At 52.8% G+C, this 15,749-nt stretch carries 12 protein-coding genes and 1 pseudogene; 9 read left to right on the forward strand and 4 right to left on the reverse strand.

The genetic code is table 11. From position 1 onward, the window contains the following. The first annotated feature begins 7 nt into the window (after positions 1-7). The 9 genes and pseudogenes from LVJ85_RS03240 to LVJ85_RS03280 all read left to right on the forward strand — a co-directional run bounded on the left by LVJ85_RS03240 (position 8) and on the right by LVJ85_RS03280 (position 8,974). A complete protein-coding gene (locus tag LVJ85_RS03240) occupies positions 8-3,277 on the forward strand; it encodes an efflux RND transporter permease subunit (protein ID WP_244741426.1) in 3,270 nt (1,089 codons plus the stop codon). A 3-nt stretch (positions 3,278-3,280) separates the two neighbouring features. After that, complete coding sequence (locus LVJ85_RS03245; protein WP_244741428.1) at positions 3,281-4,714, forward strand: efflux transporter outer membrane subunit; 1,434 nt, start codon at positions 3,281-3,283, stop codon at positions 4,712-4,714. Positions 4,715-5,001: 287 nt separating this feature from the next. Further along, on the forward strand, positions 5,002-5,463 hold the full coding sequence (locus tag LVJ85_RS03250; protein ID WP_244741431.1) for a DoxX family protein: 462 nt from the start codon (positions 5,002-5,004) through the stop codon (positions 5,461-5,463). Between the two features lie 78 nt (positions 5,464-5,541). Beyond that, positions 5,542-5,886, forward strand: a complete 345-nt coding sequence (locus tag LVJ85_RS03255) for a hypothetical protein (protein WP_244741433.1) — start codon at positions 5,542-5,544, stop codon at positions 5,884-5,886. 112 nt (positions 5,887-5,998) lie between these two features. Further along, a pseudogene (locus LVJ85_RS03260) lies at positions 5,999-6,274 on the forward strand (hypothetical protein); the annotation flags it as partial. Between the two features lie 233 nt (positions 6,275-6,507). Then, complete coding sequence (locus tag LVJ85_RS03265; protein WP_244741435.1) at positions 6,508-7,356, forward strand: DUF692 domain-containing protein; 849 nt, start codon at positions 6,508-6,510, stop codon at positions 7,354-7,356. Beyond that, complete coding sequence (locus tag LVJ85_RS03270) at positions 7,346-8,086, forward strand: DUF2063 domain-containing protein (RefSeq protein WP_244741438.1); 741 nt, start codon at positions 7,346-7,348, stop codon at positions 8,084-8,086. The genes LVJ85_RS03265 and LVJ85_RS03270 overlap by 11 nt, the downstream gene beginning before the upstream one ends. Before the next feature lie 101 nt (positions 8,087-8,187). Then, positions 8,188-8,760, forward strand: coding sequence for a sigma-70 family RNA polymerase sigma factor (locus LVJ85_RS03275; RefSeq protein WP_085362901.1), 573 nt, complete (start codon positions 8,188-8,190; stop codon positions 8,758-8,760). 28 nt (positions 8,761-8,788) lie between these two features. Next, on the forward strand, positions 8,789-8,974 hold the full coding sequence (locus LVJ85_RS03280; protein ID WP_085362748.1) for a zf-HC2 domain-containing protein: 186 nt from the start codon (positions 8,789-8,791) through the stop codon (positions 8,972-8,974). A gap of 312 nt (positions 8,975-9,286) precedes the next feature. On the opposite strand, the gene LVJ85_RS03285 is transcribed toward LVJ85_RS03280, so the two are convergent. The 4 genes from LVJ85_RS03285 to LVJ85_RS03300 all read right to left on the reverse strand — a co-directional run bounded on the left by LVJ85_RS03285 (position 9,287) and on the right by LVJ85_RS03300 (position 15,688). After that, positions 9,287-10,294 (reverse strand): IS5 family transposase, encoded by a 1,008-nt coding sequence (locus tag LVJ85_RS03285; RefSeq protein ID WP_244741440.1) that lies wholly within the window; start codon positions 10,292-10,294, stop codon positions 9,287-9,289. Positions 10,295-10,500: 206 nt separating this feature from the next. After that, a complete protein-coding gene (locus LVJ85_RS03290; RefSeq protein ID WP_244741443.1) occupies positions 10,501-13,755 on the reverse strand; it encodes a DUF2339 domain-containing protein in 3,255 nt (1,084 codons plus the stop codon). Positions 13,756-14,014: 259 nt separating this feature from the next. Further along, positions 14,015-15,190, reverse strand: coding sequence for a radical SAM family heme chaperone HemW (hemW, locus tag LVJ85_RS03295; RefSeq protein ID WP_244741445.1), 1,176 nt, complete (start codon positions 15,188-15,190; stop codon positions 14,015-14,017). A gap of 6 nt (positions 15,191-15,196) precedes the next feature. Continuing rightward, positions 15,197-15,688, reverse strand: coding sequence for a hypothetical protein (locus LVJ85_RS03300; RefSeq protein WP_244741447.1), 492 nt, complete (start codon positions 15,686-15,688; stop codon positions 15,197-15,199). Positions 15,689-15,749 lie beyond the last annotated feature (61 nt).

Consider the following 15,749-nt stretch of genomic DNA (forward strand, 5'->3'; position numbering starts at 1 on the left):
AGCGGCAATGGCTAAATTTTTTATTGACCGCCCGATTTTTGCATGGGTGATTGCGATATTTGTGATTATTGCCGGTGTGATCGGCATCAGAAGTTTGCCGGTGTCGCAATATCCTTCCGTGGGTGCGCCGAAGATTACTTTGTCGGCCGTTTACCCCGGCGCTTCCGCACAAGTGATGGAAGACAGCGTGTTGGCCGTTATCGAACGCAGCATGAACGGCGTGGAAGGTTTGGACTACATGACCACCAATGCCACATCCAGCGGCGGCGGTTCGGTCAGCTTGGTTTTTACGCCGGAAACCGATGAGGATTTGGCACAGGTAGAAGTGCAAAACAAACTCTCCGAAATCACGGCACTTTTGCCGGCCGCCGTGCAGCAAAACGGTGTTACCGTTTCCAAATCGCAAGCCAACTTCCTGATGGTATTGATGATGTCGTCTGAAACCATGAGCACGGAAGATATTGCCGATTATGTGGAGCGCAACATCAGGCCGGAAATCCAGCGTGTGGAAGGCGTAGGCGAAGCCCGCTTGTTTGGTTCGCAACGAGCCATGCGCGTGTGGGTTGACCCGAAAAAGCTGCAAAACTTCAACCTTTCTTTTGCCGATGTGTCGTCTGCCATCAGCAGTCAAAACGCACAGCTTTCCGTCGGCACGATGGGCGATTTGCCCGCGCCGCAGGGGCAGACCATTACGGCTACGATTACGGCGCAAGGGCAATTGAGTACGCCTGAAGAGTTCGGCAACATTATTCTGCGCTCGACCACCGGCGGTGCCAATGTTTATCTGAAAGATGTTGCCCGTATCGAATTGGGCAGCCAAAGCTACGGCACGTCCACCCGTTTGAACGGGCAGCCTTCCGTGGGTATGGCGGTGATGCTTTCCAACAGCGGTAACGCTATGGCCACAGCGACGGCGGTGCGCGAAAAAATGGAGCAGCTGCAACGCTATTTCCCCAATGATATGAAGTGGTCGGCTCCTTACGACACGTCAAAATTCGTCGGCATTTCTATTGAGAAAGTGGTACACACATTGTTGGAGGCCATGCTGCTGGTGTTTGTGGTGATGTTCTTGTTCCTGCAAAACATCCGCTATACCTTGATTCCGACCATCGTGGTGCCGATTTCCCTATTGGGCGCGTTTGCCTCGATTTGGTATTTGGGTATGTCGATCAACGTGCTGACCATGTTTGCGATGGTGTTGGTGATCGGTATCGTGGTCGATGACGCCATCGTGGTGGTGGAAAACGTCGAGCGGATTATGGCCGAAGAAGGACTGCCGCCGGTTGAGGCCACCAAAAAAGCCATGAGCCAAATTTCGGGAGCGGTAATCGGTATTACGGCGGTATTGGTGTCGGTGTTTGTGCCGTTGGCGATGTTTAGCGGCGCTACCGGTAATATTTACCGCCAGTTTGCCGTTACGATGGCGATTGCGATTGCGTTCTCGGCATTTTTCGCCCTAACGCTGACGCCGGCTTTATGCGCCACTTTGCTCAAGCAGATTCCCAAAGGCCATCATGCTGAGAAGAAAGGCTTCTTCGGCTGGTTTAACCGTAAGTTTTCAGACGGCACCCACCGTTACGAAAGCTGGGTTGCCAAATTGTTGCGCCGATCAGTGCGCATGATGGTGGTGTATTTGGCGCTGGCGGGCGTGGCTGCATGGGTGTTTACGCGTATTCCTACCTCGTTTTTGCCGACTGAAGATCAGGGCAGTTTGATGATGATGGTGCAGCTGCCTTCGGGTGCGACGAAAGAGCGTACCGATGCTACGCTGGCTGTGGCGAACCAAGTGATTACGTCTATGCCGGAAGTGGAAAACTTCATCGGTGTGTCGGGCTTCAGCTTTGCCGGTTCCGGTCAAAACATGGGTTTTGGTTTTGTGACCTTGAAAGACTGGAAAGAGCGTACCGATCCCGGCAGCGGTGCTTCGGCAGTAGCCGGTAAGATTACCGGCGCGCTGATGGGCAGCGTGCGCGACGGCTTCGCTTTGGTGATGAATCCGCCTGCCATTATGGAATTGGGTACCAGCTCCGGTTTTGAGATGTATCTGCAAGACCGTAACAATGCAGGCCATCAGGCATTGTTGGCCAAACGCAACGAGTTAATCGGCAAAATGCGCCAAAATCCTATGTTTGACGCTGCCAACATCCGCGCCTCCGGTTTGGAAGATGCGCCGCAGTTGCGTATCGAAATCGACCGTCAGGCCGCTGCCGCACAAGGCGTGAATTTCTCCGCCATCCGTTCGGTATTGGCCACGGCCATCGGTTCTTCTTATGTGAATGATTTCCCGAACAACGGCCGTTTGCAGCGCGTGATTGTGCAGGCAGATGCGTCTGCGCGTATGCAGCCTGCGGATATTCTGGCTTTGACCGTGCCGAACAGTCAGGGCGTGGCCGTGCCGCTTTCTACCGTCGCCAGCGTGTCATGGCAAACCGGTATGGAGCAGAGTGTGCGCTTTAACGGCTATCCTGCGATGAAAATCAGCGGTGCGGCGGCAAGCGGTTATTCATCGGGCGAAGTGATGGCCGAAGTGCAACGCATGGTGGATGAAATGCAGGGTTACAGCCTCGAGTGGGACGGCCAATCCCGCGAAGAGGTTAAAGGCGGTGCGCAAACGGCTATGCTGTATGCGTTTGCGATTATCGCCGTGTTCTTGGTGTTGGCCGCGCTTTACGAGAGCTGGTCGATTCCGCTGGCGGTGATTTTGGTGGTGCCTTTGGGTTTCTTAGGCGTTGTGCTGGGCGTGAGCGGGCGCAACTTGTTTAACGGCCTGTTCGGTGCGCCGCCGTCTTACCTCAACGACATTTATTTCCAAGTCGGTTTGATTACCGTGATTGGTTTGAGTGCGAAAAACGCTATTCTGATTATCGAGTTTGCCAAAGATTTGCAGGCGCAGGGCAAGAGTGCGTTGGAATCGGCATTGGCGGCGGCACATCTGCGTTTCCGTCCGATTATCATGACGTCGTTCGCCTTTATTTTGGGTGTGGTGCCGCTGTATATCGCATCCGGAGCCAGCTCGGCCAGCCAACGCGCCATCGGTACGACCGTTTTTTGGGGCATGTTGATCGGTACGCTGTTGTCGGTGTTTTTTGTGCCGCTGTTCTTTGTGGTGGTGCGCAAGCTGTTTAAAGACAGCCCGCGCCAAATGGAGCGTGCCAAACTGCATGCCGCCGGTGCCGGCATGACGCCGGAACTGGTGGATAAATATGTGGCCGATGCCGAAGCAGGCGCCGAGTTGACCGAAGAAGAAAAGCGTATGCTGCACGAAGACAAGGATTAAAACATGACGATATTTCATTTCAAACCCGCTTTGGGTGCGGCTGCCGTGGTTTTTGCCTTGTCGGCCTGTACCATGATACCCAAGTACGAGCAGCCGCAAGTGAGCGTGCCGGAAACTTTCAAATACGACCAAAACCCCGAAACCGGAATTCAGGCGGCCTCGTTGGGCTGGCAGGATTATTTTGCCGACCCGCGTCTGCACCGTTTGATTGAGATTGCGCTCGCGCGCAACACCGATTTGCGTGCGGCGGCACTCAATGCCGAAGCGGTGCGCAAACAATATATGATTGCCCGCGCCGACCAACTGCCCGGCATCAACGCTTCCGGCACAGGTTCGCGGGCGCGGGTGGCCGAAGATTTGAGCGCGACGGGCCGTTCGATGGTGGCTTCGTCTTATACAGTCGGGCTGGGGATTACGGCTTATGAAATCGACTTGTTCGGCAAAGTGCGCAGCACGGCGGAAGCCGCCAAACAAGGTTATTTCAATAGTGCGGCGGCACGCGATTCAGCACATTTGAGCCTGATTGCTGCGGTGGCCAAAGCCTATTTCAACGAGCGTTATGCGGAAGAGAGCATGAAGCTGGCGCAAAACGTGCTCAAAACGCGCGAGCAAACCTATAAGCTGACCCAGCTGAAACACAAAGCCGGCGTGATTTCCGCCGTAGACGTACGCCAGCAGGAGGCATTGATTGCGGCGGCTCAGGCTGATTATGAAGCAGCGGTACAAAGCAGAGAGCAAGCCCGCAATGCGTTGGCCGTGTTGCTCAACCGTCAGCTTCCCGATGATTTACCTGAAGGCTTGCCGTTAAGCAAGCAATATAAAATCAGCAAGCTGCCTGCGGGTTTGACCGCCGATGTGTTGCTCAACCGTCCCGATATCCGTGCTGCCGAATATGCGCTCAAGCAGGCCGATGCCAATATCGGCGCGGCGCGCGCGGCGTTTTTTCCCAGTATCAGGCTGACCGGCACCGTCGGCACGGGTTCGACCGAGCTGAGCGGCTTGTTTCAAGGCGGCAACAGCACTTGGGCGTTTGCTCCGTCAATCAACCTGCCGATTTTCAACTGGGGCAGCAATAAGGCCAATTTGGATGCGGCCAAAATCCGCAAGCAGATTCAGGTGGTGAACTACGAAGCTGCCGTCCAAAATGCCTTCCGCGATGTTTCCAATGCTTTGGTGGCACGGGAGCAACTGGACAAACGCTATGCCGCCGCCGCGAAACAAGGCAAGTCTTATGCCGACTACTTACGCTTGGTTCGCCTGCGTTACAAACACGGCGTCTCCAGCGCTCTGGATTTGTTGGACGCCGAGCGCAGCAGCTATGGCGCAGATACCGCGTTACTCAGTATCGAAAGAACCCGATTGGAAAATCTGGCTGATTTGTATAAAGCCTTGGGCGGCGGTTTGAAACGCTACACCGAAAACGATACTTCACATTAAGCCTGCTTCGGCATATCACCATCAGGCCGTCTGAAAATTCGAAACAGCATCCTTAAATCCGGCTACTCCGCCGCGATGCTGCCGGTTTTCAGACGGCCTGAGTCTGTTTGTAGAAACGTTTTTTGTATTTTTCATATCTGTATCTGATTTAATAGATATTTAATTCATATTTAAATCATGTGTTTATGATTGTTTGGTCAGAAAAATGTGTCGGGCGTGTAAGAAATCGGCAGAGGCCGCGTCTATTCGAGCATGAATCACAGATTAACCGTTACAGATTAAATATCATGAGTAAAACAAACTGTTTGAACCGCTTTTCGGAAACATGGGGCAAAGACATTGCTTTATTGGGTTTGCGTCTGTTTGTCGCCTATGAATTTTGGGAAGCCGGCGTAGAAAAATGGAACGGCACCAACTGGTTTGCCGGTATCCAACAAGATTTTCCGTTTCCTTTCAATTTACTTCCCGTTGATTTCAGCTGGGCGGCGGCGATGGGCGCGGAGCTGGTCGTGCCCGTGCTGCTGGTGCTCGGATTATTCGGCCGCTGGGGTTCGCTGGCATTGATGGTGGTTACCGCCGTAGCGTGGATTGCCGTACACGGCGGCAACGGTTACAACGTGTGCGACAACGGCTACAAAATGGCATTGATTTATCTGGTGGCTCTGCTGCCGCTGGTGTTGCAAGGCATGGGACGTTTATCGCTGGATTACGCGCTTTTCAAGCAAAAAGGCAAAAACATTCCCGTATAAGTTCGTTTGAGATAGACAAGTAGTATTTTCCTTTTATTAAGTATCCATTTTAAACAGTAAATTCAGGAGTATTGAAACATGAAAACCACTTCCTCTTTAATTGCTTTGGCAGGTTTGTTGGCTTTGGCCGGTTGTCAGGACGACAACAAACAGTCTGCTCCGACTGCTGCTGCGGCAAGTGCGGCTTCATCATCTAAAGCCGACGAAGGCAAATGTGGCGAAGGCAAATGCGGTGCCGCTTCTCAAGCCGGTAGCAAAGCCGAAGAAGGCAAATGTGGCGAAGGCAAATGCGGCGCCGCTTCTCAAGCCGGCAGCAAAGCTGAAGAAGGCAAATGTGGCGAAGGCAAATGCGGCGCCGCTTCTCAAGCCGGCAGCAAAGCCGAAGAAGGCAAATGCGGCGAAGGTAAATGCGGCAGCAAATAAGCTTTTCCGAGCTTTGAGGCCGTCTGAAAACCTATTGCCGACACTTTTTCAGGCGGCCTGACCAATCAAATTATTTTTTGTCGGTTGTTAAAATCATTGAAGGAGTTTGAACATGAAAAAGACATCATCTTTAATCGCATTGGCCGGCGCGCTGGCTCTGTTGGGCAGCCAAGCGGCCGTGGCTCACGGTAAAACCGCTGTTAAACCGCCTGTATCTGCCGAGAAAAAAGCCAATGAAGGTGCTTGCGGCGAAGGCAAATGCGGCGCACACGGTAAAAAATCTGCCAAAGCCGGCGAAGGTAAATGCGGCGAAGGCAAATGCGGCGCACACGGTAAAAAATCTGCCAAAGCCGGCGAAGGCAAATGCGGTGAGGGCAAATGCGGCGCTCACGGCAAGAAAAAACCGGTTAAAGCCGGCGAGGGTAAATGCGGCGAAGGTAAGTGCGGCGGCTAATCCCTTGATGTGTTGATCCTTTTTAAATACCCTTAAATTGACGGAAGGCCGTCGTATCCTTTCAGACGGCCTTTCCTTTTTTCAGGTATCTTTCTATCAGTATGTTTGTATGTGTTTGGAAGAAGCATTCTGATACAGATATACCTAATTTGACCGAGGAACAAAAAATGAACACTCTGTATGGTGCAGGTTTAGGCTACAAACGCAGTTTGGCCGATGACTTTTTGAATTTAGACCGTGAAAACAGCCCCATCCGCTTCATTGAAATCGCTCCGGAAAACTGGTTGAAAATGGGCGGCGCGGCACGCAAAAAATTTGATGCGGTTGCCGAACGCTTCCCCGTTGCCTGCCACGGTTTGTCTCTTTCTTTAGGCGGTCAGGATCCTTTGCAGGTGGAGTTTTTAAAACAAGTTAAAGCGTTTTTGCGCCAATACCGTATCAGCTTCTTTTCCGAGCATTTGAGCTATTGCAGCCATTTCGGTCACGTTTACGATTTGCTGCCGCTGCCGTTCACCGCAGAATCGGTGCGCCATACAGCCGCACGCATCCGTCAGGTTCAGGATATTCTCGAGCAGCGTATCGCCGTGGAAAACACGTCTTATTACGCCCACAGCCCGATTGCGGAGATGGACGAAGTCGATTTCCTCAATGCCGTGGCACGCGAGGCCGATTGCGATATTCATCTTGACGTAAACAATGTGTATGTAAACGCCGTTAACCACGGTATCGTTCAGCCGCAAGACTACATCAAACGCGTGGATACTTCGCGAGTTACCTACATGCACATGGCAGGACATGACGAAGAAAGCGAAAACCTGCTGATCGACACCCACGGCCAGCCCGTGTGCGCCGATGTGTGGGATTTGTATGACTACACCTGCCGCATTCTGCCGCACAGCGTGCCCACGCTGCTGGAGCGCGACAGCAACTTCCCGCCTTTTGCCGAACTGGAAGCAGAGGTCGCCCGCATTGCCGCCATACAGCAACAAGCCGAGGAAACCCGCCATGCTGCATAATCCTACTGCTGTAAGCAGTGCTGAATTTCAGGCGCAACTGGCCGACCATGTGCGCGACCCTTCCAAACCCGCACCCGAAGGCATCGAACCGGAACGCCTCGCTGTTTATACACGCTTGGTACGCAATAATCTGCGCAGTTTTCTCGATTTATGTTTCAGCGACAGCAGCCGTTTTGCCGATACCGGTTTATGGCAGGACTTGCAACACCGTTTCTTGATAGAGGCCCGCCCCGAGTCGCCGTTTTTCAACGACATTCCCGCACAGTTTCTCAACTATGCACACAGCAAAGAAGGAGCGGAACGCCTGCCCGAAAACGTGCTGGAAATGATGGATTTTGAAACTGCACTGCTGCATGCCGAAACCGCCGTTCAGCCCGTTTCAGACGGCCTGTGGAATGAAACCTCCGTTATTTCTTGGGCGCCCGCAGCAAGATTGGCGCATTACAACTGCAATTTTGTCGCCAGCGATTTGGCGTCTATCGAAGACGAACCCAGCATTGTGCTCACTTGGCGCAACCGCGACAACGAAGTGTATTACCGCCAAGTAGAAGGTGCCGATTTGTTTTTGCTGGAGCATTTCAGCCAGCAGTCGGATACTTTTGAAAATGTGCTGAACAGTTTGAACAGTATCCTTGCCGGGCAGGATGTGGAAACTTGGCTGCGCGATAACTTGGGCGGCTGGGTGGAAGCCGGTGTGCTGTTGGTAGAAAAAAACCCGCAAAAACAGTAAAAAACGGAGCGTGGCTATATCGTAGAGATTTTATGCTAAAAAAAGCTGAATTTTAGCTCTAAAAGCTTTACAATATGCGGCTTTCATCACAGCAATCCGATATGGAAAATTTTAAGAAACTTTTGGCGTCGCTCAGACCGGATATTCTGCGTTTTGCCAAAATCCAGTTGCGCGACGAATACCTTGCCGAAGATATCGTGCAGGAAACATTGGCAACCGCCATCGACAAACACAGCCAATTTCGCGGTGATGCAGGGGTAAAAACCTGGGTGATGACCATCCTCAAAAACAAAATCACCGATTATTTCCGCAGCGCCAAACACACCGTCAGCCTCGAAGCACTCCAAGAAGAAAACGCGGCTATCGACAACGGCTACGAAGAATGTTTCAATGACGAAGGGCATTGGCTGCAATCGGCCAGCCCGCGTCAATGGAATGCAGCCCCCGAAGATGCGGCAAACCAAAAAGCTTTTTTCCGCACATTGGAAAACTGCCTCAAGGGTTTGCCGGAAGATACCGCAAGAATCTTTTATCTTCGGGAAATCATGGGCATGGATATCGACGAAATATGCGGCAGCTTCAATATAACTAAAGACAATTGCTACGTTATCCTGCACCGCGCCCGCAACGGCCTGAGAGACTGCCTGCAACACAGGTGGTTTGATTTGAACTGAACGGTTGGAATAGAGAAGAAAACACCCTATGTTAAATTGCAAACAAGCTTGCGCATTGTATTCGGAGAGCCTTGACCGTAAATTGACCATAGCAGAACGTGGTAAACTGTATCTGCATTTGGCCTTGTGCGCTCATTGCCGCCGCTACCGCAAACAGATGCTGTTTATCCGACAGAATATCGGCAACTGGCAGCGTAAAAGAGATCAGGAATAAGAAGGCGGATACACTTTGCATCCGCCTCTTGTACATTGAAGCGTCTGTGCTTTGAATTGATGCGGGAGCGAAGAAAAGCGTAGTAGTGTGAAACCGAAGTTGTAGGGTTTCCTGATTGAATTGAATAATAAAGGCCGTCTGAAAATGTTTTTGCGGAACCCGCAAAGTTCGTTTTCAGACGGCCTGAGACCTTTGCAAAATAGCCCCTTTACCCAACAGCCGAAACCCAAACACAGGATTTCGGCTGTTTTCCGTTCTAAATATCCCTTCATTCCCCTCAAATACCCGATAATCGGGTATCTGAGCTGCCTTTCAGACGGCAACAGGCGCACGTAGCCTATTGGCTGCTTTCAACAGGTTCAAACACATCGCTTTCAGGTGGCTTTGTACACTCACTTTGCTCAGACCAAAATAAGTTGCCCGGGCATGGCAGAATTTACGGTGCAGCGTACCAAAGCTTTGTTCGACCACATAACGGGTTTTTGATAAATGTCGGTTACGTTTGGTTTGCGCTTCCGTCAGCGGCCGGTTGCGGTGGGATTTGCACATGATGCCGTCCCGCAACTGATGTTCTTCCAGATGTTGCCGGTTTTCCATACTGTCGTAGCCTTTATCGGCATAGACAGTCGTGCCTTTGGCTAGGCCTTCCAACAAAGGCAGCAGGTGTTTGCACTCATGGGCATTGGCGGCAGTGATGTGCAGTTTCTCAATATAGCCTTCCGCATCGGTACGGGTATGTTGTTTGTAACCCAGATGGAAGCGGCCGTCTTTCTTTACCCAACGGGCATCGCTGTCTTTACTCGGTGTGGTTTGGCTGTTGACCCGCCCTTCGTCATCCACTTCTATGGCCTGACGCTGTTTGCCGCCGGCCGTCTGAATAATGGTAGCGTCAACGATGGCGGCGGATGCTTTCTCTACTTTTAAACCCTTGTCAGTCAGTTGGCGGTTAATCAGATCCAGTAATTCGGCCAAGGTGTTGTCTTGCGCCAGCCAGTTGCGGTAACGGCATAAGGTGCTGTGATCGGGGATGCTCAGTTCGTCAAAACGGCAAAACAGATGGAAATCGATGCGGGTAATGAGGCTGTGTTCGAGTTCGGGATCGGAAAGGCTGTGCCATTGGCCGAGTAGAACGGCTTTGAACATGGACAGCAGGGGATAGGCGGGACGGCCGCGGTGGTTTCGAAGGTAACGGGTTCTTTGATGGTTGAGGTAATGCTCGATCGGTTGCCAATCAATCACCTGCTCCAGCTTCAACAGGGGGAAGCGGTCGATGTGTTTGGCAATCATGGCTTGTGCGGTTTGCTGAAAGAAGGTGCTCATGAAAAATCCCCTAAATGTCTTGGGAGGGAATTTAGGGGATTGTGGGGAATTTTGCAAAGGTCTCAGATGTGGATGCAGTTCAAGGCGTAGCAGCACAGCGAGTGCAGACATATCATATAGATAGGCAAACGAGCGAGCAGCGCACAACGCAGAAATGCGCCACAGATGAGGGTTTTGCAAAGGTCTCGGCCTTTGCTTATGTTGCTTTAGGATTGCGGATCGGTTTCGTCTTTAGGCGGAACGGGAGCAAACCAGCCCACTAACAAGAGCAGCAGGCCTACGCCGATGAACGAGACGATGCGCGCGATGCCGCCGCTGTTGCCGAGTTCGACCAAAAACAGCTTGGCTACGACCAAACCCATCAATGCCGCGCCGGTAAACCAGCGGATGCGGCGGCCTTTTTGATGGCCGTTCACCATCAGCGTGATTGCCGCTGCCGACCAAACGATGGAGAGGCTGGCTTGCAGGCCGAATGAAGCGGTAAGGGTTTCGAAATCCCAAGCCACATTGCCGAAGAAGTGCCACGCGCGCATCACGCCGGCGCTGAGCGAGATAAAGGCCAGCAATACGGGTGCCGCCAAAATTTGGCGCTTGGCTTCGGCAGACCATTCCTGCGGTACCCATGTGTACGGTTGGCGCAGGTATTGCCAGATTAAGGCGATGATGGAAAGCTCCAGCGGATTGATGGCAGGCAAGTAGGGCAGGGGCGCAGGGGCGTGAGGCGTGGAGAAATTCACCCACAGCAGCCAGCCGGCGGCGTACAGCGCGCAGATTTGGCTGCCGAAATGCCGGTAAATCTGAGGATGGCGTTTAACCGGCCCGATGGTTTTGGACGACTGGAAATACAGCCATGAGGCCAGCGGTACGGCCAGCCATGCAAGTTGTACCCACACGCCGTTGAAATGGAGAAAAACGCTGCTGCTGACCAGCCATGTCCAACATGCGCCGAAGATCAGCAAGCCTGCGCGTTGATACATCGCATTGATAGACGGATGCAGGGTTTGCATGTTCAGAATATAAACGTACAAAGCCGTGCCGAGCAATAACAAGAGGCCGTCTGAAAGCGGTTGGTGTAAGTGGGAGAGGAAGTCTGAAAGCGTTTGCAGGCCGAAGATGATGCCGAACGCCAATGAGGCGGTTTTTGCCTGCTGCCAATCCAGTTTGCGGGCGGTAAAGGCAAACGGGGCGAACAGGATAATCGGTATCCAGCGCATCCACATCCACAGGTCGTAGTCCAGCAACTCCATGCCTTCAGACAAGCCGTGCCAGCCCAGCCACAATGAAACGGCCATCATTGCCCAGCCGCCGAGAGAATGGGTGTCGTGCAAAGATGGATAAGCGGGTCGGTATTTAGGCGTATGGAAGCCGTAAGCCGCCGTGCCGAGCAGCAAGGCGCAGAGGATGAGCCACGGTGCCGAGGCCGAGTGTTCGTCTTGAATCAGCGTGGAGCTGACTGCAAGCACATACGCGCCGTACAGCAATGTAAACACGGTAAAGATGATTTGCTGCCGTTTGCGTTGGATGAGCGAGCAAACAGCCGCCAATACGGCGAAGGCAATCATGCTGCCGGTTTTGCCCCACAGCAATAAGGGCACTAAGGAAACGTGCAGCAAAACCAAAGTCAACACCGCGTTTTGTGCATTGTTTTCCCATTCAGCCGCGGCGTTTTGCCGTTTGATGTGTTGGAAATACATCCAGCCGCCGCCCGCAGCGACTAGCAAGGTGCCGAGCAGCGAGCCTGACAGCATGGTTTCTGCGCCCGCGCGGTAGGTGGAGAGCTGCGTCAGCGCCGCCAATATATACACGCCGACGGCGCCGAGGCGGGCGGAAGGTTGCTGCTGGCGGATACCGAAGGTATAGACCAAAGCCGCTTCAAGCGTCCATGTCGCAGCCGTCCATTGTTGGTCGAAAGCCAGCGGTACGGCCAGCGTCGCAAACAGGAAAGCCAGCAAGGCGAACGCCTGTTTCATCACCAACATTTCCGCACCGGCACGGGCAAAGCGCAAAGCAAACAGCGCATAAACGGTAGCAAAACCCAATGCCGACCACGCGGCGGCGTTTTCCCATGCGGCTACCATTCGGTATTGCAGGCCGTAAGCCACAAAAGCCGTGCCAAACAGCAAGGCGCTGTCCAACACATTGATATGCGCGCCGTGGGTGATGATATTTTTGAAAATTTGTTCCAACGAAGCATTGTCGGCGGGCAGTTCGGCTTGTTGTTCATGGCGTTTTTCCTGCAATACCTTGCGGGCAAACAGACATGCAATCAGCGTGTACAGCAGCCAGTGGTAAATCAGGAACGGCTCGGTAGTGGCAAAGTGTTGCGGCGTATAAGCCTGCGCGCCCCACAATGCGCCGATGGTAAACGTGCCGATAAAACCGGTCAGGTTAAGCGAACGCCAAGCCTTAAACCAAGCGATGCCTGCCACGCCGGTGTTCAGTAAAGCCAAATAAGAGAACAGCACCAGATAGCGGCCGCTGCCGTCTGAAACCAGCAACGGTGCCGCCATGCCGCCGATTAAGGCTACTTGTGCCAATACCAAAGCGTTTTGTCGCACAGCCAATGCCGCCATCAATACCACCAGCGCCACCATCACGGCGAAGACGACCGGTGCGGGCAGTAACGGGTGCAGTTTCAAAGCGGCCAGCGACGTTAGATACATAACCGCAACGCCGAAGCCCTGCAAAATCAAACCGTAATCACGCTTGCGTTTTTGCAGTTTCCAGCCTGCCAACGTGGCTACCAAACCCGCCGCACCGACTGCGGCATAACGCGCGCCGATGGGGATGTAGATGTATTCGGAAGCCAAGCGCAGCAGGAAGGCCAAGCCGAGGAACAGCACCACGATACCGGTTTTCAGCAAAGGATTGCCGCGCATAAACCATGCCTGTATCGGATGCTCTTTGGCCGGTTGTTCTGGCGTCTCAGGCGTATCGGGTGTTGTGGTTGCCGCTGTTTTTTCGGCAAAAGTTTCAGTGGAAACGGGAGAGCTTGGCTTGATGGCCGTTGCGCGTTGGAAGGATGTGGTCGGCTGTGCATTTGCCGGTTCGACCACGTCTTTTTTCTCAAGCACAACGGCGGGTTTGTCGCGCTTGGTAATTTCAGCAGCAGGAGAGGCCGTCTGAAAAGTTTTTTGAGCGGGCTGTGCTACCTGTGCCATCACGCTGTTTTGAGCGGGTGCTGCTGTTTCAGACGGCCTCAACGACGGAGCGGGTTGGGGCTGGGCTTCGGATAAAACACCGTCGCGCACAGCCTGCGGCAGTTGTTGTTTTAAAGCCGCCAGCTCGGCTTCGACTCGAGCGAGCCGGGCTTCCCAGTCTTCTCGCTGTTGTCTTTCGGTACTTTTTTTGATTGCTCCGACAACAAACCAACACATCGAACCGAGCACGATGCCTTGCCAAATATCGCCGAAGAAATAAGCGAGTAAAACCGGTATCAAAAAACCTAAATACTGCATCATGGTTTAACTTTCATAAATATGTTGACGACATTATAAAGAGAGCCGCAGTTTGCCTTGTCGGCCGGATGTTAATCGGTTTGTTTTTAAATTAATCGTTATGCTTGGGAATATTTCGGCGTGCTTGATATGGCGGCAAATAAAAGTGAAGTGTAAGCAGACCGTTATTCTGCTTACACTTTATATATCAACGATGTGCTTGCGTTAAGGCCGTTTGATTTTTTCAGACGGCCTCGTTTCACTTCAGCTTCACCAAGCGCTTTTACAAAAAACATTGCAGCAAGTCGTTGAGAAACCGCCGCCCCAGTTCGGTCGGCCTGAAAAATTGCGGGTCGGTGTCCAGCAGCCCTTGCTTTTGCGCGGTACGGATTTGTGCGGCGATGTGCGCGGGCGAGATGCCGGTGCGCTCTTGCAGCCACGCGGCGGGCACGCCGTCGGTGAGGCGCAGGGCGTTCATCATGAATTCGAACGGCAAATCTTCGGCGGCCACAGTTTTGCGTTCGATGGCATCGGTCGGGCTGCTCTTCATGGCGGCGAGATAATCGTTGGGGTGGCGTTTGCGGGTGGTGCGTTCGATGCGGGTGGGGTAGGAAATCTTGCCGTGCGCACCCGCACCGATGCCGATGTAGTCGCCGAACTGCCAATAATTGAGGTTGTGGCGGCATTGTTGTCCGTGGCGGGCGAAGGCGGAAGTTTCGTAATGCTCGAAACCTGCGCTTAAAAGCTCGGCGTGAACGGCATCTTCGATATCTTGCGCCGTTTCGTCTTGCGGCAGGCCTTTCGGCGGCGTATGGCCGAAGGGCGTGTTCGGTTCCATCGTCAAATGGTAGGCGCTGATGTGGCTTGCGCCGGTGGCGATGGCGGTTTGGATGTCGGATAAGGCCGTCTGAACGGTTTGGTTCGGCAGCGCATACATGATATCGACGTTCACTTTTTCAAACAGGCCGAGGGCGGTTTCGATGGCATTCAGGGCTTCGCTGCGGTTGTGGATGCGCCCCAATGCGCCGAGTGCGGCATCGTTGAAACTCTGTACGCCGATGGAAAGCCGCGTGATGCCTGCGTCTTTAAACCCTTGAAATTTCTCTTTTTCAAACGTGCCGGGATTCACTTCGAGCGTGATTTCGGCTTGCGGTTGCAGCTTGACAAGCGAACGGATGCCGCTGAGCAGACGGTCTATCGAGGCCGCCTGAAACAGGCTGGGCGTGCCGCCGCCGATAAAAATCGTTTCGACGGGCCGCCCCCACACGTTGGGCAGTTCGGTTTGCAAGTCGGCCAGCAGCGCATCAACGTAGGCTTGTTCGGCCAAGTCGCTTTTGGCTTGATGCGAGTTGAAGTCGCAATACGGGCACTTGCGCACGCACCACGGTATGTGGATGTAGAGCGATAAGGGGGGCAGGGCGGTAAGGTGGCCGGGTTGGGAAAAAGTGATTTGAGACATGAATTTTTATAAAGCTTTTTGAATCAGGCGGTTGATTTGTGGTGCGCGGAAAACCAATATGAGGCCGATAACGAGTTCAGCCGCCGTCATGATAATGGCCGACGATTGATCGGCAGAAAGCATCTTCCATACATCTGTTTGATAAGTATTGGTAAACGCTTGGTAAAGGCTGAACCAATAAATGCCGTCTCTCAATGCGTTAGACAATGTCCAAATACCGATCAGGATAATGCCTGTCGTCAGCCACGGTGCAGGGTGTTTGGGCATGATTTGTTGTTCCTGTTGGACTTGGGGCAGCAGAATATTGGCAATCGTAGCCGGAAAAAAACACAGCACCAGCCAGCAGACCGCATAGACGAGATAAAGAGGAACCATTTGCCAAGGTGAGAAGTTTCCATCAAAAGCATTCATACCGACAAATCCTGAATTGATGGTATGGATACACCACACGATAACAAAAAGACGGATGGCAACAATCAATATTTGTTTGGGAGACATAGCAAATTTTCTGAATATTTATTTGAAAAACGAGTAAGTGCTTGGAGGCCGTCTGAAAAGT

Origin of the sequence: Neisseria sp. Dent CA1/247 (assembly GCF_022870825.1) — a bacterium.
Lineage (GTDB): Bacteria > Pseudomonadota > Gammaproteobacteria > Burkholderiales > Neisseriaceae > Neisseria > Neisseria zoodegmatis.